Origin of the sequence: Orenia marismortui DSM 5156 (assembly GCF_000379025.1) — a bacterium.
Taxonomy (GTDB): domain Bacteria; phylum Bacillota; class Halanaerobiia; order Halobacteroidales; family Halobacteroidaceae; genus Orenia; species Orenia marismortui.
Genome location: NZ_KB900618.1, coordinates 444,617 through 469,690 on the forward strand (window position 1 = coordinate 444,617; position 25,074 = coordinate 469,690).

At 28.2% G+C, this 25,074-nt stretch carries 20 protein-coding genes; all 20 read right to left on the reverse strand.

Annotated elements, in window-relative coordinates; all coding sequences use genetic code 11:
* Positions 1-101: 101 nt before the first annotated feature.
* Positions 102-443, reverse strand: coding sequence for a HepT-like ribonuclease domain-containing protein (locus OREMA_RS0108185; RefSeq protein WP_018248786.1), 342 nt, complete (start codon positions 441-443; stop codon positions 102-104).
* Entirely contained in the window at positions 440-730 is a 291-nt protein-coding gene (locus OREMA_RS0108190; RefSeq protein WP_018248787.1) for a nucleotidyltransferase family protein, read from the reverse strand. Before OREMA_RS0108190 ends, OREMA_RS0108185 begins: the two co-directional genes overlap by 4 nt.
* 271 nt (positions 731-1,001) lie before the next feature.
* Positions 1,002-2,468 carry a group II intron reverse transcriptase/maturase gene (gene ltrA / locus OREMA_RS0108195; protein WP_018248788.1) on the reverse strand — a complete coding sequence of 489 codons (1,467 nt, stop codon included), beginning with the start codon at positions 2,466-2,468 and terminating at the stop codon, positions 1,002-1,004.
* 751 nt (positions 2,469-3,219) lie between these two features.
* Positions 3,220-3,906, reverse strand: coding sequence for a cyclase family protein (locus OREMA_RS0108205; RefSeq protein ID WP_018248790.1), 687 nt, complete (start codon positions 3,904-3,906; stop codon positions 3,220-3,222).
* Positions 3,907-5,096: 1,190 nt separating this feature from the next.
* Positions 5,097-5,849, reverse strand: a complete 753-nt coding sequence (locus OREMA_RS0108210; RefSeq protein ID WP_018248791.1) for a hypothetical protein — start codon at positions 5,847-5,849, stop codon at positions 5,097-5,099.
* A gap of 40 nt (positions 5,850-5,889) precedes the next feature.
* Positions 5,890-6,687 carry an L-2-amino-thiazoline-4-carboxylic acid hydrolase gene (locus OREMA_RS0108215; RefSeq protein WP_018248792.1) on the reverse strand — a complete coding sequence of 266 codons (798 nt, stop codon included), beginning with the start codon at positions 6,685-6,687 and terminating at the stop codon, positions 5,890-5,892.
* Between the two features lie 126 nt (positions 6,688-6,813).
* Positions 6,814-7,662, reverse strand: coding sequence for an EFR1 family ferrodoxin (locus OREMA_RS0108220; protein ID WP_018248793.1), 849 nt, complete (start codon positions 7,660-7,662; stop codon positions 6,814-6,816).
* Positions 7,663-7,711: 49 nt separating this feature from the next.
* On the reverse strand, positions 7,712-8,248 hold the full coding sequence (locus OREMA_RS0108225; protein WP_018248794.1) for a hypothetical protein: 537 nt from the start codon (positions 8,246-8,248) through the stop codon (positions 7,712-7,714).
* 100 nt (positions 8,249-8,348) lie between these two features.
* Positions 8,349-8,939 carry a TetR/AcrR family transcriptional regulator gene (locus OREMA_RS0108230; protein WP_018248795.1) on the reverse strand — a complete coding sequence of 197 codons (591 nt, stop codon included), beginning with the start codon at positions 8,937-8,939 and terminating at the stop codon, positions 8,349-8,351.
* A gap of 485 nt (positions 8,940-9,424) precedes the next feature.
* Positions 9,425-10,891 carry a group II intron reverse transcriptase/maturase gene (ltrA, locus tag OREMA_RS0108235; RefSeq protein ID WP_018248796.1) on the reverse strand — a complete coding sequence of 489 codons (1,467 nt, stop codon included), beginning with the start codon at positions 10,889-10,891 and terminating at the stop codon, positions 9,425-9,427.
* 1,190 nt (positions 10,892-12,081) lie between these two features.
* Positions 12,082-13,692: an Eco57I restriction-modification methylase domain-containing protein gene (locus tag OREMA_RS0108240; protein ID WP_018248797.1), complete on the reverse strand. Its 1,611-nt coding sequence runs from the start codon at positions 13,690-13,692 to the stop codon at positions 12,082-12,084.
* Positions 13,685-14,296, reverse strand: a complete 612-nt coding sequence (locus tag OREMA_RS17445; protein ID WP_018248798.1) for an HNH endonuclease — start codon at positions 14,294-14,296, stop codon at positions 13,685-13,687. Before OREMA_RS17445 ends, OREMA_RS0108240 begins: the two co-directional genes overlap by 8 nt.
* Complete coding sequence (locus OREMA_RS0108250; protein ID WP_018248799.1) at positions 14,289-14,918, reverse strand: hypothetical protein; 630 nt, start codon at positions 14,916-14,918, stop codon at positions 14,289-14,291. The genes OREMA_RS17445 and OREMA_RS0108250 overlap by 8 nt, the downstream gene beginning before the upstream one ends.
* Complete coding sequence (locus tag OREMA_RS0108255; protein WP_018248800.1) at positions 14,915-17,464, reverse strand: sensor histidine kinase; 2,550 nt, start codon at positions 17,462-17,464, stop codon at positions 14,915-14,917. Before OREMA_RS0108255 ends, OREMA_RS0108250 begins: the two co-directional genes overlap by 4 nt.
* Before the next feature lie 474 nt (positions 17,465-17,938).
* On the reverse strand, positions 17,939-18,964 hold the full coding sequence (locus tag OREMA_RS0108260) for a hypothetical protein (RefSeq protein WP_018248801.1): 1,026 nt from the start codon (positions 18,962-18,964) through the stop codon (positions 17,939-17,941).
* Positions 18,965-19,082: 118 nt separating this feature from the next.
* Positions 19,083-19,925 carry a hypothetical protein gene (locus OREMA_RS0108265; protein ID WP_018248802.1) on the reverse strand — a complete coding sequence of 281 codons (843 nt, stop codon included), beginning with the start codon at positions 19,923-19,925 and terminating at the stop codon, positions 19,083-19,085.
* A 215-nt stretch (positions 19,926-20,140) separates the two neighbouring features.
* Positions 20,141-21,397, reverse strand: coding sequence for a hypothetical protein (locus tag OREMA_RS0108270; protein WP_018248803.1), 1,257 nt, complete (start codon positions 21,395-21,397; stop codon positions 20,141-20,143).
* Between the two features lie 384 nt (positions 21,398-21,781).
* Entirely contained in the window at positions 21,782-22,975 is a 1,194-nt protein-coding gene (locus tag OREMA_RS0108275) for an IS91 family transposase (protein WP_018248804.1), read from the reverse strand.
* A gap of 234 nt (positions 22,976-23,209) precedes the next feature.
* A complete protein-coding gene (locus tag OREMA_RS0108280) occupies positions 23,210-24,334 on the reverse strand; it encodes an SH3 domain-containing protein (RefSeq protein ID WP_018248805.1) in 1,125 nt (374 codons plus the stop codon).
* A 213-nt stretch (positions 24,335-24,547) separates the two neighbouring features.
* Entirely contained in the window at positions 24,548-25,066 is a 519-nt protein-coding gene (locus OREMA_RS0108285) for a hypothetical protein (protein WP_018248806.1), read from the reverse strand.
* Positions 25,067-25,074 lie beyond the last annotated feature (8 nt).

Below are 25,074 nucleotides of genomic sequence, written 5' to 3' on the forward strand. Positions count from 1 at the left end.
GAAGTCCCTGAACTTCCGATAATAACTAAATAATAAACTATCTATTTTAAATTCCATATTTAACCTTATTGCTTAAAATAAAAAGCAGGATAGCCCTGCTCTTATAATGGATAATCTTTTAATATTTCTTCTATTTTAGGTTTAGTCTCTGGCAAATTCACACTAATGACTTGCCAAATAATACCTAAATCAACTCCAAAATACTCATGAATAACTATATTTCTTAACCCAATCATTTTTCTCCATGGAACATCATCATATTCATGTCTAATTTCATCTGAAACTTTATTTGAAGCTTCTCCTATAATTTCAATATTTCTTAAAACAGCATCAATCAACATTTCATTTCTTTTAAATTCTTCCTTACTTATCCCTTTAGTATATTGAAAAATTTTATTCATAGAATTTACTATATCATCTAAAAATAGACTATCTCTTCTCATTGATAAATCACATCTTTTAATATTCTATCTTTCAATTGGGGTTTTAAAGCATCCATAGTAACTAGGTCAACATCTGTATCTAAATTCTCTTCCAGAAAATCTTTTAAATCAAGAAACTCCCACCCTATGCTACCAGAAAATTCTACAAGTATGTCAACGTCACTATCTTCTCTAGCTTCTCCACGTGCATAAGATCCAAAAAACCCAAGTTTTTTAACTTTATATTGTTTTTCCAAAAAAGGTTTTAAAGATTTTAATTTTTTTTCTAATTCCTCTCTAGTAACCATTCAATCTCCCTCACTTTCATCATATAATGATATACTATTATTATACCAGCTATACTATTTCTTAACAAAAATATTTATCTAACATAAAACGAAAATATAATTTTTTCACAATTAATACATCATATTTATTACATATATACAAAATAAGGGAGTCGGGTAAGTCAGGAGCTTTACAGCTCCCTTCTCCCCTAAGAACCGTACTTGACACTTTCACGTCATACGGCTCAAGCTCTCCATAACTAACCTTCGGATTAGCAAACAATAACTAAATTTATTTCAATCTTAGCTTTCTTCGTAAATAATATTTATCATACTCTTTTAAATACGGGTTTGCTGCAAATTTTATTAACCTATGCCTTATTATCTTCGTATCACTTGCAAATATCAGTTTGATATTTCTATCTGAGAATATCCAGTCACGAGTTTCATTTCTTATCCAGTATCTATTTTTTATCCATTGTTTAGTTTTATTTGGATGTCTTCGTTTTGCCCAACTCCACAGTGCATGAAATATATCCCTATCTAGACTTTGATAGCTCTTTTTGGAACATGCACTTCTATGGTAGTTACACCAACCTCTAATCTTTTGATTTAGTATTCTGATTAAATTTTCTTGTTTTGCTGTCCTATTTTTCTTGATTTTCTTCCTAATTTCATTTATTATTGATTTATAGGATTCCTTAGATGGTTTTATAATTAACTTTCCATTATACTTCCTAAAGTTCCATCCTAGAAAGTTAAATCCAGTATTGATATGAGTTATTTTGGTCTTTTCCTTTGATAGTTCAAGACCTCTTTCTTTCAAAAATTCCTCAATCAATTCTTTGGCTTCTTCTAGAACTTCTTTATTGGTGGCTGTTACTACAAAATCATCTGCGTATCTTACCAGATTTATTTTATTTACTCTATTATATTTCCTGTTTATTGTTCCTCTTGAATTAGTCCAATATTTTCTTTTTAATAATTCTTCTAATCCATCTAGTGTCATATTAGCTAGAATAGGTGAAATTATTCCACCTTGTGGAGTTCCTTTTTCCATAGGAAAAAGCTTTTTGTTATGAACAAAACCTGCTTTAAGAAACTGATTTAATATTTTTCTGTCGATTAATATATTTTCTTTTAACCATTCGTGATTTATATTATCAAAACAACCTTTGATATCTCCTTCTAGTATCCATTGAGCAGATATCTTTTTTCCTAATAATTTAAACAGATATTCTTTGGCATCATCACAACTCCTATATTTTCTGAAGCCAAATGACACCTTATCTGCTGTTGTTTCTGATATCGGATCAAGTGTTTTGGCATATAAAGCTTGCATCGCTCTATCATGCATTGTAGGTATCCCCAAAGGTCTTTTCTTTCCATTTGACTTTGAAATATGCACTCTTTTTAATGCTTTTGCTTTATAATTCTTATTAGTTAATTTTAAGGCATTTATATATTTGCTTGTAGCAGTAGACCATAATACTTTATCTACTCCTGCTGTCTTCTTTCCTTTATTTGTTGTTACTTGCCTTATGGCAAGTAGTTTTGTATAATATGATTTTGATAATAAATATTGTAGCTTTCTAGCTAAGTTCTTCATTCTTTTAGTTATTGCTTTAGCGATTCGCGATTGAAGTTTATTAACCTTTCTTATTACAGATCCCCAAATTATTGTTTCCCATTTGATATCTGCATTCTTCTGGTCTACGGTCGCCCACTCATATTGAGTTATTTGGCTTGCCATATTCATAAAGTTTCAATCCTTTCCTGCCTTAGATAACCTTTAGGAAGTCAGCCTCCTTTCAGAGCAGGGCAAATTTAGAACCCCTATCTATCTCATTACAAGATAACATTCGCTTTTTCCTATCTCCTCTACCCACTAATATTGTATTAACATTGCTGTTAACCTACCTGAAAATCAGGAATATACTGGGCTTACACAGTTCTATACCTTAGCCAATCATACTGCCTTAGATTTCACCTTTACTCCGAAGATATCAGTCTATTTGCCAAGCAACACGAAAACTTACTTGACCCCATCTCGCACCTTTTGGTCATAGTGTATCAGCCTAATTTCACTATTTACGTTTGACGAAGCTTGCAGTAGTTCAATTATTTTAACCATAACAGTATATTTATCCTAGCAATCACCTGCTTTAAGGCTAGCAGTCTATTTCACATTGTCTTTACGGCTTAGCACCCAACCGTTACCAATCACGCACCCGTAAATAGGATTACCTCAAATAGAATAGGTAGTCCAAAGGTTTACTTTTCAGTAAACTTAGACAGCCTAAAATATAGCTTAACCCCTGTTATTTCAAGGGCTGGTCGCACTTTCATCTAACGTCCCTGGGATTCGCGACGTGCCATTAATGCTTCTATTCTCAAAGTAACCCTGTAAATCTGACATAAGTTAGCCTCCACTCTCATTTATACTCTCAAATTGCATGTCGCTAATCGTATGTTATGTGATCGTGCCGCATATGTTTTATTCTCTATAATTACTCTAAAATTTCTGCAAAAGCTCTAATTGATAAAGCCGCAACATTTTTAGCTTTCAAAGGAACTGCAAAAAATCTAAATTTTTCTCCATGTAATTCTTCTAACCCTGTTAAATTCTCTACTATAAAAATTTCATTCTTAAGTAATAAAGTATGAGCAGGACGATTCATTTTTCTTGAACTATCAATATTTAATGTGTCAACCCCAACAAGTCTTACTCCTTCATTAATTAAATATTCTATTAATTCTTCTGATATATATGGATATGAATGATATTTATCTTCACCCCAATATTTATCCCACCCAAAATTAAATAAAACTGCTTTGCCTTCTAACTTTAAATCATTCGGAATAATATCTACACCTATTGATTCAAATTCATTCTTTCCCCGAACATCTATAACAACACCTGACAGAATTACCTCATCAATTTTAATTTCACTAATATCTCTACCTTCTGGATACCTATGATAAGGTGAATCAAGATAAGTACCAAGTGAAGTTTGAAATAAAATTTCTGTTATCTCAAAAGAAGCTTTTCCTTGATATTTAGGTTTTGATTCTTCATGAGTTAAAAACGGCTTTATCTCTGCTGTATATTTAGTATAAGTACCATCCTCATTTTTCATTTTAAATCCTGGCATATTATCTTCAAAATAATGACTTAAATCAATAAATTTAAACATCTATACCACCTTTTCTTTAGAATATTTTTATTCTCCCCATACACTTTTTACTCTAAAACTATTTAATTGACATATTTATACCCAACTTTAAAAATAACCAAAACTCCTATACACAAAAACGATTTTTAAAAAAATATTTTCCTGACCTTGCGGCATGTCACATAACGTCCCAGAGGTTCGCGACGCCCCTCCACACTGCACTTATGTTTTATCTAACCACTAAGTCCCAACATACTACTCCCTACTTAATCTAGGGTGTAGCTAACGTCTTGTTATGTGATGGAATCGGTGTCATAGAATCTACCTGACTGAATTTCCTGACCACTTATATATCATAAAAACTCATAATCAGAGCTGTTAGTTACCTTATGTTAACATCTTAATTCTGATTAAAAACCTTTCTTAATTGAGACTCCTGCCAGCCAATACAAAAACAACACCACTAGAATTTCTCTATAGCTGCAATATTACATCAGAACTATTTAACCTTGGTTGGCGATTTTCAATTCCGCTCCCCCTCAAACCTTCATCTAAACACTATAAATTTCACAAACCTAACCTACAATCACATTTCTCCTCAATATTCCTTGTAATTAGCCAACAAGCAACTACAATCCTACTCCCAATTATCATAACCCCTTCACAAATTATAAGTTATGATCTTAGCCAACCAAACGATTATCCTACCAAATCAGTCCTTTATGAATTATGAAATTCACCCCTCTGCTTTCAACTATAAACTTTAATAAATAACTTTTATAGCAAAATATTCTTACCAATTTATAAAAAAGCTCTTTTTGGCTGGCTGGTCACGTTATCATACAAGCTCAAAAACCTTCATCCTTAACCTTTTTAGAGTAAATATCAAAATCATCAAACAACTACTATGCAAGACTTAGCCGATTCTGTCATATAACGTCCCGCAGGTTCGCGACGTCTCATATAAAACTAAAAGTCTGAGCTAAAAACTCAGACTTCACAATTGATATAACATTAAAACTATGCATAATAATTAGATGTCGTTAACCTGCTGTTACACGACGTGCGATATTTTAAACATTTAATATTTAAAATATTTTTTAATTCCCTTAAATTTGAATTAATTCAATTATACTACTAATACACTTTTTCTACAAGTCTGTTAGGGCTATATAGAAGCCCATTTTCCAAACCATCCAAATATTGATTTTTTAATAACTTTTATAATTTTTTCTATTCCATAACCATATGGTGATTGCAACATTTGGAATTAACATAAACCAAGTTCCAAATAATGCGAGTACAAATCCAGCAAAAGGTGCTGGAAGAAGTAGACCTATTGTACTAGCAATTATTAATACACCCAATGGAGATAATACTAAAAACCAGCGAGGAAATATTGTTCTCTCACTTAAGGTAGCTACTGCATGCCATATCGATCCGATACTTAGTGCAAAAATAGCTGTAATATCTCCCATGACAAAATGCTCCACAATATAACGATTTGCCAATAAAAAGAACTCTGAATTCGGGCTTCCAACAACTGCTTTTGTTTGCTCTAAAACAGATAAGAATGCCCAACCTGCATGTTGAATTCCACCAATCATCAATACAGCATATGCCAGCAACATAACCGGTATATATCCAAGCCAGAAGCCAGCTTTACGCATCCCTATCCACCAGAGATAATACGTTAAGGAATATAATGGATAAAACCATCCTGCTGTTTGTCCAAGCATAATCAGCCAATGTGGACGACCATTAGCTGTAAGAACAACATTTATAACCTTAGAAGTAAAGTAATCGAATCCGCTTAAATCAGGTGAATAACCATAAATATAGTCACATCCTCCATTCCAAAGCATAAGGATAGATAACGCAACTCCTAAATAAAGAAGTTTTTTATAGTGTTGTTGTTCAATGCTATTTAGCTTACTGTGTATACTTTTTAGTGAATCTTTCATGTTCTCCCTCCAATCTTTTAGCAAATTACACCATTATAAACTACCACTTAAATTGTCCATCATTTTCTTTATAATTTTTTTCCCACTTTTTAATAATTGCCATTGCATCATAAGGTGCTTTCTTAGTATCCCCATATCTCTTATCATCATTTTCAGCATCGGTCTGTTTTCTTATTTTATAATGATGGTCACAATAACCATCACCTACACCCTTACAGTGGTCTCTCTTAAAATATAGTTCAGGGGTGCAATTATCAAAGATAATATGATCACAATAACAGACCATTGATGCTGCATACTCCATTCCATATGCTCGAAGAATTTCAATATAGGCACACCTTGTAAATTTATAAATCACTTCCTTTTTATCTGCTGATACCTCTTCTGTCCACTCAAAGCCGGTTCCTTTACCAAGATAATCGGTCATATCTTGTCTAAATTCATCAATATCTTTTATATCAGGATTTGGTTTAAAAGTTTTTGCCAAATAAGGTACTGAAGCAGGAACACTTAATTTTGCCATAATAATTTGGACTTGTTCTATCCTATGATTTTTCTTTAATCTATTAAACAAACATATAAAAGGAGTTAAATCTTTAAATTTCTTTTCATAAGTCTGTCTAACTTCCTTATTTGGTAAATCAAATAGTTCTGGCTTCCAGCCTGGTTTATTAAAGATTGGATCCCATAAAAATGCTTTCAAGAGTATACTGGTAGCCTTCATACTTCCAATCTCATCATTCAGGATATGCTTCATTCCTTTCATAATATCTAGTTGTGCTACAGAATCCATTGCACCATTTTGTGGCTTTAATTTTTTAGCTTCATAAAATTTCATTATATCCCTCCTTTTGTATTGGTACTACTCTAATCAAAATATCTTATATTTTTTATACTACTAGCTATTAGCTAATCAATTTTAACTAAATTAACTTACCTTCTTTTAGCTTAAATTATTACTAATTTACGTTTTATTCAATAGTTTAGCAGGCTTATAATCATTATTAGGTCCTTGCCACCTAAATTTATCTACAGTCCATTTCCCAATCTGTATTGATTCAACTGGACATTGATGAATACATCTCATGCATAAATAACATTGATTTGAAAATATAACTTCATTATTTGTTACCCTTATATTATTAGCAGGACAAATTTTCTCACAGAGTCTACATTTAATGCATTTATTGTCAGCCCAAAACCTATTCTTAATAAATCTTTCACCAGGATTATAAATCATTTTTACAAAAGAATCTAATACTACTCCTCTTGCCTTTAATTTTGACATTACTAAATCTTCTCTATTTAATTCTTGCTTTAGTTTATCAGTATTTTTATCAATAAAATTATAAATCTTATTCACATAATTTTTAATAATTGGATTTTCTAAATAATTTTTTGACAGAACTTTATTCACAAAATTTGAGTCTTTTTTCATAAAAGCTAAACCATCTGATCCTGGCATCTTAACTTCTTCTGAAACTAATGGAATGAAACCTTTATCAATAAATTTTTTTGCTGTTCTTCTTAAAGAATTACCTGCATAAAATCCAAAAGTGGAAAATAACATAACTCCTCTACTTTTAGGAAGGGACATTCGATCTACATATTCCTGCAAAAATAATGGCATATCACAAGCATAGATTGGAAAACCAAAGATAAGAATATCATATCCTTTTACATTTTCAGGCAAAAAATTTTCTATAGATGATAGCTGAATTTTATAATTATCTTCCTTAAAATTTATATATATCATATTGGCAATAAAATAGGTATTACCAGTTCCGCTAAAATATAAAATTAATATTTTCATAATTCCCCTCCTTTTTTGGCAAATTTAATCATCCAGCTTTTTAGTTAGTTTAAGGAAAATGATTAATCGAATAACCTAAAATTAATTTAGTCAAAAAAGTAATCGCAAACCATAATACTATTACAGGTGGATTTATTATATAAATACAAACAACTATACCTATTAACCAGAATACACTAGCAAAAATACTCTTATAATCATCCTTTATTATTTCAGTTACTAACAAAGCTGCTAAAACAGAATATAACCATGAAAAGATAAAGAAACTTATCGATGTTTTAAAAGTTATAAATATAATTAATGGTTGTAAAATGTGTAATGAGTAAAAGAATAGCCTTAACTTATGACTTGAAGCATGAAAATTATTTGTTGATTTTGTAAAATTAGCAATTACACCCCCAAGATCATCGATTGCTATTAAAACAATAATTACTTTTTGAAGCATATTTGTTGTTTCTTTTATTACTGGTACAAAAAAGGCTAGAAAAATACCAAGTAAAATTGAAACCAATCCTATTACTATAACATCAAAAGTTTTTGGATTTTCACCAAAGAAAAACAAAATCTCATCTTTAATTAAATTCATTAATATCTCCCCTATTAAGTTTAATACATTTTTGAACGAATATTCGTTCAAAAATAAGCATAAAATTTATTCCCTTGATTCCAGGGAAATAAATTTTAATTTAATCTTTTTTAATATAAATTTCTATTGCTTTTAAAAAGGAATTGAAAATTTTATCAACATCAAAATCTTTTGGTCTTAATAAACTTTGAATCCATAATCCATCAAAAGTAGCTCCTACCCAAGAAATTAAAGCTTGAGGATTAATATCCTCTCTAATTATTCCTCGCTTTTGATCTCGATTTATCCTTTCTACCATATAATCAATATAATCGCTATATACTTCTCCTAATTTTTCAAAATCTCCTTTAATCCCTTGATAAAAAACATCAATCAGAATATTGATTTCATTTGTTCTTTCTTCTTCAATTTGCCTTTTGAATTTTTCTAAAATCAATTCAAATTCTTCTAAAACAGTTAGTTCCTCATTTTCTTCTGGAATATATAACTCTTGTAAGAAATATTCCAATGCTTGTTTAATCAGTTCATCTTTATTCTTAAAATATTCATAAATAGTACTCTGCCCCATATTGATTTCTTTAGCAATATCAGCTATTTTTAATTCACTCAACTCTTTTTTAGACAAAGCCATCAATGTACCTTCAATGATTTCTTTTCTTTTTTGCTCAACATTAACTAATTTTGGAGACATATCTCCACTCCTTTCAAAATAATTTTTATCGAATAACTATTCAATAAAAATTATACTAATTCTTTGTCAAATTGTCAAATGTTTTAAAAGTTTCATTTCAATTTTTAATGACTTTAAAAAATTATTTTTCTTCTCTATCTATCATTAGTTCTCTTATTTTCTCTAAAGTATTAGCCTACCTATTTAAATACTTCTAAACCACGTACCTGCTTAAAAACAAAAAATTTAGAGTCTAAAATTTCCATTATATATTTGTTTATCATTCTATCATCTAATAATTTATTTAATTATTCAGTTTAATATTGTTGATTTAATTGTTAGAGAGGTTAAAAGCTATACAATCTTATAAAAAACAGAACTTAGCAGTCGGGTAAGTCAGGAGCTTTACAGCTCCCTTCTCCCCTAAGAACCGTACTTGACACTTTCACGTCATACGGCTCAAGCTCTCCATAACTAACCTTCGGATTAGCAAACAATAACTAAATTTATTTCAATCTTAGCTTTCTTCGTAAATAATATTTATCATACTCTTTTAAATACGGGTTTGCTGCAAATTTTATTAACCTATGCCTTATTATCTTCGTATTACTTGCAACCATTANTTTGATATCNCCATTTGAGAATATCCAGTCACGAGTTCCGCTTCTTACCCAATATTTATCTTTTATCCATTGTTTAGTTTTATTTGGATGTCTCCGCTTTGCCCAACTCCACAGTGCATGAAATATATCCCTATCTAAACTTTGATAACTCTTTTTAGAACATGCACTTTTATGATAATTACACCAACCTCTAATCTTTTGATTTAGTATTTTAATTAAATTTTCTTGTTTTGCTGTCCTATTTTTCTTGATTATATTTCTAATTTCCTTTATTATTGATTTATAGGATTCTTTAGATGGTTTTATAATNAATTTTCCATTATATTTTCTAAAGTTCCACCCTAGAAAGTCAAATCCAATGTTGATATGAGTTATTTTGGTCTTTTCTCTTGATAATTCGAGACCTCTTTCTTTTAAAAATTCTTCAATCAATTCCTTTATTTCTTCTAGGACTTCTTTATTTGTGGCTGTTACCACAAAATCATCTGCATATCTTGTTAGATTTACTTTATTAGCTCTGTTATATTTTCTATTTATTGTACCTCTTGAACTACTCCAATATTTTCGCTTTAATAGTTCTTCTATTCCATCTAGTGTCATATTAGCTAGAATAGGTGAAATTATTCCACCTTGTGGAGTTCCTTTTTCCGTAGGAAAAAGCTTTTTGTTATGAATAAAACCTGCTTTAAGAAACTGATTTAATATTTTTCTGTCGATTAATATATTTTCTTTTAACCATTCGTGATTTATATTATCAAAACAACCTTTGATATCTCCTTCTAGTATCCATTGAGCAGATATCTTTTTTCCTAATAATTTAAACAGATATTCTTTGGCATCATCACAACTCCTATATTTTCTGAAGCCAAATGACACCTTATCTGCTGTTGTTTCTGATATCGGATCAAGTGTTTTGGCATATAAAGCTTGCATCGCTCTATCATGCATTGTAGGTATCCCCAAAGGTCTTTTCTTCCCATTTGACTTTGAAATATGCACTCTTTTTAATGCTTTTGCTTTATAATTCTTATTAGTTAATTTTAAGGCATTTATATATTTGCTTGTAGCAGTAGACCATAATACTTTATCTACTCCTGCTGTCTTCTTTCCTTTATTTGTTGTTACTTGCCTTATGGCAAGTAGTTTTGTATAATATGATTTTGATAATAAATATTGTAGCTTTCTAGCTAAGTTCTTCATTCTTTTAGTTATTGCTTTAGCGATTCGCGATTGAAGTTTATTAACCTTTCTTATTACAGATCCCCAAATTATTGTTTCCCATTTGATATCCGCATTCTTCTGGTCTACGGTCGCCCACTCATATTGAGTTATTTGGCTTGCCATATTCATAAAGTTTCAATCCTTTCCTGCCTTAGATAACCTTTAGGAAGTCAGCCTCCTTTCAGAGTAGGGCAAATTTTTGAACCCCTATCTATCTCATTACAAGATAACATTCGCTTTTTCCTATCTCCTCTACCCACTAATATTGTATTAACATTGCTGTTAACCTACCTGAAAATCAGGAATATACTGGGCTTACACAGTTCTATACCTTAGCCAATCATACTGCCTTAGATTTCACCTTTACTCCGAAGATATCAGTATATTTGCCAAGCAACACGAAAACTTACTTGACCCCATCTCGCACCTTTTGGTCATAGTGTATCAGCCTAATTTCACTATTTACGTTTGACGAAGCTTTGGGCAATTCAATTAATTTAATCATAGCAGTATTTTTACCCTAGCAATCACCTGCTTCAAGGCTAGCAGTTTATTTCACATTGTCTCTATCGCTTAGCACAAAACCGTTACCAGTAATGCACCGATAGATAGGATTACCTCAAATAGAATAGGTAGTCCACAAGTCTACCGTACGGTAGACTTGGACAGCCTAAGATATAGCTTATCCCTATTATTTCAAGGGCTGGTCGCACTTTCGTATAACGTCCCGCAGGTTCGCGACGTCCCCATAAACGCACCCAACTTCTAACTAAAGCTACCACTCTCATAAGTCATCCCCACTTTTCAATTTATCCTACCAAGTTGGGATGTCGCTAACGTGCTGTTATCTGAAGTTCAAAATTCGTTAACCCCGTCTAATTTCAACTCAACAAAAAATTAAACTTAATTCCTTTATAGTAACAAATCTATCATTAAAATTTTAAAATAAATTCAATTATTACTCCATTTCTTTAATTTAAGCTATTATGAATATTTTTTCTAAAATATATTAATATTTACATACATTAAGGAATATTAATTAAAAAAACAACACACACTATCTTTAATAAATATTATTTTGGGAATAATTTATAAATGAAAGGAGGAAAATAAAATTAATACAAATAATATATCAAAAGCAATTGGCTTATTAAATAAACTTTATAAAAAAAATCAGGAAATCTTAGATTCACAAGATTCCTCTGAAATTAAAAAAAACAAAAAATTTGCTTCATTATATGAAGCCTATTGTTTATCAAATATGCGATTAGAAAACATCTTGGACTTATTAGAAATATTAAAAACAGATATTGATTAGTCTAGTTCTTTATTCTTCTATATAATAACTTTTTTCTTATAATTTCTATTTTTTTTAATGTTACTTTATCTAATCCTAATTTTTTTAATAATAATATCTCATTTGTATATTGTAAAATTTGATTTATATTTTTTCCTTCCCTAAACATCTTATCTAAGGTATTGAAATCAATATCACTAATTTTAATATATGGTAATAATAGACCTTTAAATTCACTAGGAATAATCTCTAATACTCCACCACCATAAAATCTACCATCTAATTCTGCAAAAGTAAGAGTCAATGAATTGTAGAAAGAAAAAATAAAACTTTTTATATCATATGTATCTTTCATTTTTATTCTATAAGCTGTATCCGTTACTAAAACATTTGCTTCATTAACAATAATTTTAGGATATAAATGACTTCTTTTAAAAAAGATACCTTCCGACTTCCAAATATTAGGGATTTTATACCATAGTTTTCTTTTGTTACATTTATACCTTTCATTTATTCCTTCATTAATACCTTTATTTAAATATATCCTAACCTTATCCTCAAATTTATTACTATCTTTTTTATCAAAATATAATAAATTGCAATCCTTACCTTCAGAACAAATAATATCAAAATCTTCATTTGTTAACATTACACTGTTATTTGGTAAGTAAAAACTTCTTTTTAATATAGGTAGAGCAAATTTTTTTAAATTATATTTCTTTATTATGTCATTAGTAACAATAAAAAATTTATTAGCTCCTGTTACAATTCCTGTTGAAGAATTACATATATCACTCACTTTTTTTAATTTTAATTTATTTTTTAGATTATCAATTAAATTTAATTCTTCAGTAGATAAAATATATTTAGTCCATTTTTCATTTGATTTTACATGAAATAAAGATTCATTTGAAAGAAAATCACCTTTTTTCAGTTCTTCTAAATTATCAATTAATTCAAAACTAATTCCTTTTATAGAAGAAGATTTTATACCTAGAAATAAAATTACATCTTGTTCGATATTATCAAATATTAATTCATCAAACCCAAATATTTTTATCTGATCAAACTCTTCATTTAAATACTTTCGTAAGCTCTTAGCATAGCTAACCTGTAAAATTTCAGCTGGTAATACAAAAAATAACATCCCTTTTTCTTTCAACTGGCTTATAGCTCTTAAAAGAAAATAAATCCAAATATTCATTATTTTTTTGTTACTTATTTTCATTTCACCCAGCATCTTCTCACATAGTTTAATTTGTTTTTCTGATAGATATTTTCTTGTAATATATGGTGGATTCCCAATAACTATATCATATTTAGTATCAGTATTATATTCTAAATAATCAATATTATAATCTTTTACTTTTACAGAATTAGTCTTCAATCTATTAATTCTTTCTAATGATTTTTTTAATTCTTTAGAGTTTATTTCAATAATATCTATCTTAATATCTTTAGATAAAATATCTGAGTTATTAAATAAATATTTAAGAAATATTCCATCACCACAACTTGGCTCTAAAATATTTAAATTATTATTTAAATCAAAATTATCTATTATATAATTTACCATAAAATTTGCTAAAACATTTGGTGTGTAATAAACTCCATTCTTTTTTTTATTAGTCATATTTTAATTCTCCCATTAAATAATCCATAAAATCATCAATTTGCATACCTAATTGTACATATATATTTTTTAGCTTATCATTGATTTCTGTATCTTCCCCACAATCTTCTAACATAGATCTAATTTCTTTCCTAAGTAATCTTATCTTAGCTATTTTCCATAAAATACTATGTCTTTTTAAATAAAGTTTTAATTTCCTATACATATAAATACCTACTTTAGTCCTAGGAATAATTTCTCCTTTTTTATTTCTATAGAAATTATTATGATAATCTAAATCACATGGATCGATATATCCTCTATTATCTATTATATTTATATCTGCTTTATCAGAAATCCAATCATCACTTTTATACTGATTACAATATGGGCATGAATATACTAAATTATTGTATTCTGACTTTAATTCGGGAAATTTTTTCTTTGGAGCAAAATGATCTATATGAAAATTATGCGGTCCACCCAATAATAGACTATTATCATCACAATACCCACATTTATAATTAAAATCTTTTGCTAAAAATTCCTTATAAGAACTATAATTTTTATAAACTTTATCACAAGTTCTTTTAGGATGTATATTTCTAAATTTGTTTCTACTCATTTTTATTTTTCACCTCTTCTAAAAGAAAACTTGCCATTTCTATAATATTATCTAGCTTTTGCTCTACAGAATTAGTTTTAAATTCTTTTGGTAATTTACTGCTAATACTAGTAGTTTTTACTAAAAATTCGTCTAACTCAATTAAATCTTCTTTTTCCTTAGCTGTTAATTCTTCTTTACTTTTTAATTTTAATATATTTTCTTCTGCTTCTTTGATTAAATTACGATAATTTTCAATTTGCCTTTTTATTCTTCTATTAAGTATTTTATAATCTTCTTTCTCATAATCATAATATTTTCCCTTATCATATATCTTATTAACATCTATTAATTCATTTTCTGCATCCTGGTCAAAAGAGGTTAATATAAAGGAAGGAAATTCTATTTTTTCTTTCTCTAATTGCTTCACAATATCTGCTCCATTAAAATGGATACTACTATCACCTTCATTTAAAAGATAATCTACTACTATAGCATCAACTTTTGCTTCTATAATTTCCTTCATTATCTCTAATATATCACTTTTTAATTTTATACCTATTACCTCATCAAAATCTTCACTTGCTCTACGTTGAAATGCTCTTAAATCACTACCTTTATCATCTATATATCCTATTTTCATTTTTTTATAACCCCCTCATATTTATTTAATGGAAGAATTATTTTTATTTGAAATCCTGATTCATCTGGTGTCAAAATTTCAATTTCCCCTTTATATTCTTCAACAGTAGACTCTACTATCCACATTCCAATACCAGTTCCAATTTTTTCACCTACTTTATTACGTTTAGTTGTAAAAAAAGGTTCAAATATTTTATAAGGATTTCCTATATTTTTAGATAAACCTGGACCTGTATCCTCATATAAAATATATAATTTATTGTTTTTTTCTTCCATATTTATATTTATTTCTCTTCTATTGGTCGCATCGCTTCTTTTAATAAACGCATCTAAAGAATTGGTTATTAAATTATTAAATATACTATCTATATCTATTAAAAAAACTTTCTTTAAACATTTTTCTCCATCTATTGGTTCAGGAACATTCAACTGTACTGCTTGGGATGATAGAGCTGACTCCCAATTTCTCTTGAATTCTTTAAAAACCGTATACAAATCAAATTTTTTTCTTTTTCTTTTGTCTTTTTTTACTACATTCAGTGCAAAATCTAACCAAAACTTAAGCTTTTTATCTTGAGTTTCAAAGTCATCTATCATAATAAAAGGATTCTCATACTCTTTTAAATTGGACAATGTTTTAGAGTCTATAAGGTTCTTTAATATATTTCTCAATTCATATGTTCGTGGTAAAATACGTGCACTTAAATTTTTAAATTCATGTGCAAATGATGTTATAACTAATCCAGTAGTAGATAAGCCTCTTAATAATTTTAATTCATCTAATAACTCTTGTGCTTCCTGTTCAGATGCTAAAAAAGATTGAGCTAAAATTTGTTCTTCTTGCTTTATTGATTTTTCTTTTTTGGATTCTATAATTTGGTTTAAATTTTTATCTTTTTTAGTATTTGAAACTATCTTTTTAGCAATTGATTTTGCTTTCTTCTTGTTACTTTCTCTTTTGTTATTATCCTCATAATATTTTTTCATAATTCTCATTATTGTTTGTCTATCTCTTTCAAATTCTCTAATAATATTAATAATTAATTCCTTGAAAATATTAAATTCTTTAGTTTCTTGAAGTCCTTCACGACTTGACTTATCTTCAAAATTAATATTATTCAATCTTGATATACTTATTATACCATAAATTTGATTTGGTCTTACCCTCCAAGAACCTCTTAGATGACTTGCCGCAGCAGGACTTTTGCTGACTCTATCACCTAGCATAAGCCAATCAAAAGATGACCCACTAGCTTCTCCATATGGTCTAACTCTAAAATTATCTCTAAATAATTTAATTCCTCCAAATTGGTCTAACCATTTATTTCTAAAAGAAGAATTGAAATTTTTATAAAAATAAATCTTCTTTTTCTTCCTTACGTATGATTTTTTCATGAAATATAATTTAAACTCAAAAGAACCTATTTCATCTATTATATTCCCTTCATATTCTTTGTAACCTGGCAATAATTCTTCAAGTGAACACTCAATCTTAAAATATCCTTTTCTGAAAGTTTCTAAATCAAAGGGAAATTGCTGCATTTTTTTATAATTAAAAATTTCTTTTGGTATTAAACTTACATTAAATTCATCTCTATAAATTTCAATTTCTACTTTCCCATCTTCTTTAATATTGGCATGTAATTTATAATCAAAATCATCACCAACAGAAGATTCTATCTTGCCATATTTATTTTTCTTTAAAGAACTAAATACATATATATCAAAATTATTGTCTTTATCCATTTCTTCCTTAGGTGGTATTAACATCTCTAAATTAGTATATATTTTATTAACATAATAGTCACTCCAATCATCTCTTAAATCAGATATTTTTATAAGTGTCCCATTAGGATATAATTTTTGATTTAAAATATCTTCAGCCTGTCCCAAATTATCTAACAGAGACTCAATTTCTTGATATAGAATTGAATTTTCTATTTTATCTAAATTGGCAGTTACTTCATCAATTGAAGTTCCAGTTTTTCCAAAATCGTTCCAATTTACACTCCACTTATGACTTTTGTTAGTCTTCTTTGAATATGTAATCATTTCACATTTATTTCCTAATCGGTCTAAAGCAAATCTCCCTATGCCCTTTGCCCCCGTTTTAATTCTTCCATTCTCTGTCTTGAAATTTTCTCGTTTGTTATCTGTTCCTATTGTCATCCAACATTTTTCTATAACTTCTCGTGTCATTCCTTCTCCATTATCAATTATATAAATACTATTTTCTTTACTAAAAATATGGTTTAAACTATCTAATACTTCTTTACCTATTTCTTTTAAACAATATTCTTCTCCTTTCAATTCATAAGTTTCTTCAATAATTTGTGAATGGTCTTTCATAAAATGGTTATATTCAAGTTTAGATAATTTTTTAGGAGTGCTATTATATTTATTATCAAAATAAACTATACAAGTTCTTGCATCTGCATCATAGGTGTTTTTTACCAATTCAATTATTGCACCTTCTGAATTAGCTACATTTTCTCTTCCAATTAATCTAGCGGTTCTTGCAGAAACTTTAAATGGTATCTGACTCAATTTTAAAACTCCTCCTTCCATTTACTTGAAATTTTATTTAAGATTTCTAAGATAAACTAACCTGATATGATTATATCAAAAATACTGTTATATTGTAGGTTATTTTACAAATTTAATAAAAATATTTAATTTTGAATTTCAGATAACGTCCCGCAGCTTCGCGACGTCCCCGATAACGCTCCCAACTCTAATTAAAGCTCACATCCTCACATCAGTCATCCCCACTTCTCATTTATCCTCCCAAGTTGGGATGTCGCTAAGGTGCTGTTATCTGACGTGCGGTCGATTTAGGAGTTTTTTCTCTAAAACATTAAAATATTTTAGAGACTACTATATTTTATATTTTTAAAATGGTACTATATCATCAAATTCAAATTCTCCTTCATATTCATACCATTTTTTCAGTTCATGTGAAACTTTTTTATTTATAGTCTCATTATTGTTTATTTTTTCTATTAATTCTTTTGTTTTTTCCTAGCTCTTTGAATTATTAAATGAAATAAGCAACAATAATTTTTTATCTTCTTTTTTATAATTGTAATCAAAACTTTTTATACTATAATTCTCAAAGTCCTCATATTCCCAACTAATTTCTATATTAATGAAGTCTATAAGTTCTTGTTTAAATTGATTCCAAAATAGCTCTGCATAATTATCAAATATAAACACCTTATTATAATATTCAGATATTAATTGTGAGTAATATTTAAAATTCCAATTAAACAATTTGTTAAAATCTTCTAACTTTTCTTCTAATTTATCATAACTAATAAAATGAACACGATAAAAATCTTCTTTTTCACTCACTATATGCCTATTTAAATATTTTATACTATCAATTTTTTTGGGAACTATATCTCCATTATTAAAATATAGTTCAATAAAATCTCCTTTGAATATTGATAATAAATTAAAATTATAAAAAGCTTTATTTTCTCTTCTTTCAGGTAAAGAATTGCGTTCATACTCTAAAGCTTTAATAGTAGTAGTAATTGAGTTATAAATATTGCTATCATTTTTGGGTTTACAACTTGTACTATTCATTTGCTGAAAAGCAAATACTTCTTTATTAAGGCTATAAATATTATGTAAATAATCTTTATCTAAAAAATCATTTTCAATTATATTTTCTATTTCTTTTTCATTTAACATAAACTCAATTATTTTGCTATTAGTCCAATATGCCACGGGATAATGATTAATATTTGGATCATCTTCCTTTAAATCTTTTGTTAAAAAACTCCAAACATTCTTTTCTGACTTCTTACAGCTAATGATTAAACTAGTATAATACTGAATTCCTTTAAATTTAAATACTTTATAAGCCAATATATCAATTTCTCTATCTATATTTTTCATTGGATCAATATAATACCTATTTGTAATAACATTCCACCCATGATTTTCTAATATTTTTGAAACTTCATATTCTAATACAAATCCAGTTTTTTCAATTTGCTCTTTAAATCCTTCTAAGTTTAATTCATCTGAATTTACCATTAATATATCCTCCTCAAATTAAACACATTATTTAAATGTAAGATTTTAATTCTATTTTCGCATTTTTCTAAAATAATAATTATACTATTAAATTTTTTTAGATAATGCATAAAATAACTTAGTGTATTATATTAACTGCAGTTCTATTACTTAACCATTCAAATAAAAACCCACTTAAAAGAAAAAATGAACCTATAACAAATATAATAAAAACAATTAAAAATTTAGATCTCTTATAATACATTGAATTTAAGCGACCAAAAAATCTACTTTGAAAAAAACTATTATTAACATTTATTTGACCAAGATTCCACCAGATAATTAAAGTATATATTTGCATTCCAATACTATATAAGATAATAAAAAATAAAAATAGCACACCTATAAATTGATAAATCAAATAGAGTAATCCTTCTATATCAGAAAAAATCAATCCTTTTCCTACTTTTATACTTTGTTCCATAACTATAGCCTGATTAGTAATATAAATTGGATTTTTTAATAAATATAGTGCAAAAAAAGAATACCCCCATATAATGCTTGTCCAAAATAATCTACTTTTTAGATGTTCTACACTTGAACTTTTGAATTCTCTAATAAATAAAAACATATTAAATGAAAATCCAACTAAAACTACCCAATTAAGGACTTCAACAACATCTTTTTTATATTGATTAAAAAATAATGTACCTATTATCATTATAAATACTAATAAAAATATATCATTATTTTCTTCTTTTCGAGATCCTACTTCTACTGTTTCATATTCTTTAATTGGTATCAATTTAAATTCTTTACCATCTCTACTACCTCTTCTGTTTACACTATTTTTAAAAAAGGTGAGTATATAAGCCACTATGAGAGAAGATAAAACCCCTGAAATCACACTATCCTTAAGACTAATAACATAAATTAAAAATGATTTTGATTTTAATAATAATAATTCATTAAACTCATTCATAAAAAATAACCTCCTATTTCCAATAATATACTAAACTAAGCATGTCAGATAACGTCCCGCAGCTTCGCGACGTCCCAGATAATGCTCCTAACTCAAGTTAAATCTTCAATCTAACATAAGTCAGCCCCGACCTTCATCAATGCTCATAACTGGGATGTCGCTAAGGTGCTGTTATCTGAAGTTTGGCTAACCATAAATTACACTTTAATTAAAATTTATTTCTTATTAACTTTCTTCCAATCTAGACTAATTAAATATAACCAAATAGGAAATGATAATAAAGTGATATCATTATTAATTTCACCATTATGTCTACAAAGTTTTTCCCATCTATAATCATTTAATAAATAACCATGATTACAATTTCTAAAATCTCTTAATAAATTTTCATCAAGATTATCCAATTTAATTTGGTCTAATGCCCACTCAATGCTCAATTTCATTTGTCTTCCTACTTCTCCTGGAACATTTTTAGTTTTATCTTTAATTTCTTCTTCTAGAAATTCTTCGCTTAAAATCATTTTCCACAAATTACTTTCACTTTCATCATACTCAAGAGATTTTAAAAAATTAGAAACTTTATCTAACATAGAAAATAAAGATGTTTTAGCTAAATAAGGTAATTGTGATGTTATCGAAAAAAACATATCACATAAGATACTGTTTAAAGTCATTACTCTTTGTTGTCTTAAATAAGACTCTTTAATACTTAACAATTCTTTAAGCTTATCTGATAACAAGTTTATATACCATTCAAAAAAATTTAATAAATCTTCAAAACTAAATAAATCTTTTGATAAAGCGGATTTTGGTCCTCTCATAGAATTAAATGTCCATTGGTCGTCAAATATATGATGCATCTTCCATAAAAGATGATTATATAAAGTATCTGCTTCTTTCATCTGAGAATATTCAAATACACAGTCAGGAATAAATATTAAAGATAACCCATAAGCCAAATGAACAACCTCACATGGCATAAGCGGATAAAGAGCATATGTTAATATATCAATAGACATTTCTGGAAAATTTTCTTCTTGCATACCTGTAAACTCATGAGGATACTCACCAATTATTTCACCTAAATCGTTTTCTTGAGCCAATTTATGTTGACTCGACCAAGATATATCTCTCCATTTTGCTTCAGTCTCAACGATCCATATCTGCCCAGAATCAAATTCTTTAAAAAAAGATGGAAAAATATATTTAAATAAGATTCTACTATTTAAATTGTAATAAGAGAAATTACCCGCACTAGCTGTTATATATATGAAGTAATCTTTCAAATCCGAAGGCAAATTTTCCTCAAACCCTTTTCCCCATTCTTCCATTTTATTTTTTAAATATTTACTATGTTTAGAAGAACCACTATCATCTTTTAATTCTAAATGAGTTTGAAATTTTCTATCTAAGTAATCTAATAACTCTTTATTTAAATCAGATTTTTGAATTTTCTTTTCAATATTTATCATTATGAATTCCTCCATTTAAAACAATACTCTCATAGCCAAATTTCAGATAACGTCCCAGAGTTTCGCGACATCTCATAGACGCACCTATCCCTCACATCAATCTATATCTAACATAAGTCCTCGCCACCTTCACCTCTGATCAAAATTAGATGTCGTTAAACTCTTGTTATATGAAGTGCGTAGCGTCTTCTATGGAGTTTTATATTTATTTTTACCTCCATAAACTTGCGATAACTTGGATTCTATTTAGCTTATTCTTGCCCTTAACATCTATTTTCTTGTCCAACATTACTAATTAACTATACCATAATCATCAATTAAGCAAATTTAGGCCTACTCCAACCACTTCTCACTAACCCATGTTATTAAAAATCATACTTTACACTACGCAGACCTCTCTCTGTCTCGTAATGTCAAATCTGAATTTAATTCTTTACCCATTAACAGCAATAATAATCTCAACTCTACACCTTTAAACTCTCTTCCTTTAACTAACTTTTTGCCACACACTGGGCATACTGCTGCTTTCCCATACTCTTTACAATAACCTTGCCACTCTATCTTCTCAATTTCTCTTACTTCATCTTGTCCAAATGTCTGTCGACATTTATTCAATTCATCCCTTTTGCAACCAGCATATATCCCATAATATCTTACTACCTTCAAGTGTGGCATCGGCACATGCAATAGAAATCTACGGATAAATTCTTCGACTTTTAAAGTCATTACCTTTCTATTAGATCCATCCTTATTGTCATCATAATAAAATTTAACTTCCTTCTCATTATAAGAAATTATACGCTTGTCAGATATTGGTCCTCCCTTTATATAATTCCCTAAATATTTAATGACTCCCTCTCCATATGCATATTTTTTACAAGTATATACATTCCATTTCTTCTTTCTTAACTTTCTTAATCTTCTATGTATTTTGCTATAACTAGAATCCTCTGGTATATCTATTTCTCCCTTATAACTTAAATTATGGACTCCATCTAAAAACTTCCCTCTAAATATTTTCATCAATGTTCTTACTGGAACTAAATATCCCTTCTTACTTTCTTTCCATTTTCCATCTTCAGTTAATCCACCACCTGTTACAAGACAATGCACATGTGGATGAAAAGTTAAAGTTTCTCCCCAAGTTTGTAAAGTTGCTATCATTCCTGGTTTAACTCCTAAAAAATCTACATTTCTCATCATTCCAAATAAAGATTCTTTAGCACATTTAAATAATAAACTTGTCATCTTCTTTGGATTTAATAACCATAAATCATTTAATTGATGAGGTATAGTAAAAATCACATGATAATGGTGAGTATCTATAATTCTTGCGCTCTGTCTTTGAATCCACTCTTCCTTTTCCATCGCTGAACATTGAGGACAGGATCTATGCTTACAGGAATTATACCAAATACGATGGTAATGTCCTTCTGGACATTTTTCCACATGACCACCCATTACTTCTGTACGACAATTAATTATATTCCAGGCTGCTTTTCTAGCATGATCAGCTATGGTATATTTTTCTGAAACTTGGTTATAATATTTTTTAAAGATGTTTTGTATTTTTGACATCTTTTATCACTCCCGGGAGGTTTGTTGTTTGTGATGATTCAACATATCTTTCCCGGGTTTTAACTTTTCTATGCGGAGCATTTCATATAACGTTCCTGGGGTTCGCGACGTTCCGATTCCCCTCTTAATCTACTATCCAACTGCTGAATTTCATAAGTAACCCCTAGACCCACTTCTATACAATAAGCTGAATGTCGCTAACTCCATGTTATACGAAGTCCTTAATTTTAATATTTATTTTAGTTGACTTATATATCTAGTGAAAACCCATCCCTTGATTATAATTTCACCATCTTTACTAACCCATTTAATCAAAGTCCAATTTCTTTTTTTATGTACTATTTTTACTACTTGTCCTAAATATAATTTTCCTACAACACTAGATTTTTTAGTATCTTTTTTCCTTACATTTAAACATTTAGTATTTACAACTCTAAAGTGATTAATAGTTGAATAGTCAAGTTTAGAATTTGATATACTTTTCTTTATTTTTTTAACCACTTGTCTTTTATTTGAATTAATTAATTGATATCTAAAATCTTCCACATGAGGAACAATAAAAACAGACATAATATTTATAATAATCCCTAATAATATAACACTTATAACAGGAGAATCTAATTTTTTTACTAATAAAATTAAATAGTTAATACCTTCTTCAATTTTATTTATTTGTTTGTTTAATCCACTTTCATCTATAGCCTCATTCACAATATTCTTAACATCTTCAATTGTAATATGTTCTTCATCATTTTCTATTACAACGTTACCTCTAGAATCTATATTATATTGAAACTCATTTAAATTATCTATTAAACTATCTAATCCTGAAATATTTAATTCATTAAATTGAATTGACTTACTTAATACTTCTCCAATTTGTGATAATTGACTTTCAAAGTTAAACATATCCTTACTGAATGAATTTAATTGGTCATAAATATTAGAATCCAATAATTCACGCTGAAAATCAAATGAATTTTTAACAAAACTTTTTAAAGTGAAATTATTCATTTCACTTAATTTATTAAGTTGATTAGTAATCCTATCTATTTCTTTTAAAGCATATGTTTGTTGAAATTTTGCGGTCTGATTTATTAAATTAGATACTGATTTATCAATTGCAGGGGCTAGTGAATCAGATATTTGTTTTGCTAAATTCGATAATTGAGGTTTGCTAGATTCTATCTCACTTAATTGTCTGCCCAATTGTTGAAGAGAATTACTAACAATACCTGTTTGAAATTTAGAAAGTTGTTTCCCCAAATCTTTCAAATAATCTCTGTTATATAATTCATGCATCTTTTTTAGTTGACTTTCTAGACGAGCAAATTCATCACTTTTAACCCAATTAATCATATAGGACATATCTCTTGATAATTCACCAACTGAACTATTAATAATTATCCCCCCTTAATTTAGGATTTCGTATAACGTCCCTGAGCTTCACGACGTCCTCGATAGTACTCATAATCTCATACAAACTCTAAGTCTCACATAAGTCACCCTAAACCCCACTTATGCACCTCAACTAGGATGTTGTTAAGCTCATATTAGACGAAGTTGACAGTCTTACTTTTTTAACTTATGAAACTTTTTTAATATTTTATTTTTCTGCTTGTCCATATCTTCTTTATTTTCTATTAAATTTAGAAAAAAAGATTCATAAAGATTATGAAATAGAAAGCCACCTGTACCATCGGTCATATAAGAAAATTCCCCTAACTCTAAATATTTTTCTATATGCTTCACTATACTTCTATTTAAACATAATCTTCCTCTCCTTAAACAATTATTTATAGTATCCATTTTATTAAAAACTAGATTTATTTTTTCATATTCAGATTTATACATATTATTATATCGATTAAAATAAGTCATTGCCTCTGCCACATTATCAATATGACTAAAATTATTTTGATAAAAGCTATAAAGATTATCATATAAATCAAATAATTCTTGAATATTTATTGATATTTCTTCAATCAATTCTTTTTTATTCTCTAAATCATAACTGTTTCTTTTTTCTAAAAATATTTTTACTATGATTTCTTTTATAAACTGAACAATTGTAGAAAAGAAATTCCACATAAAAACCA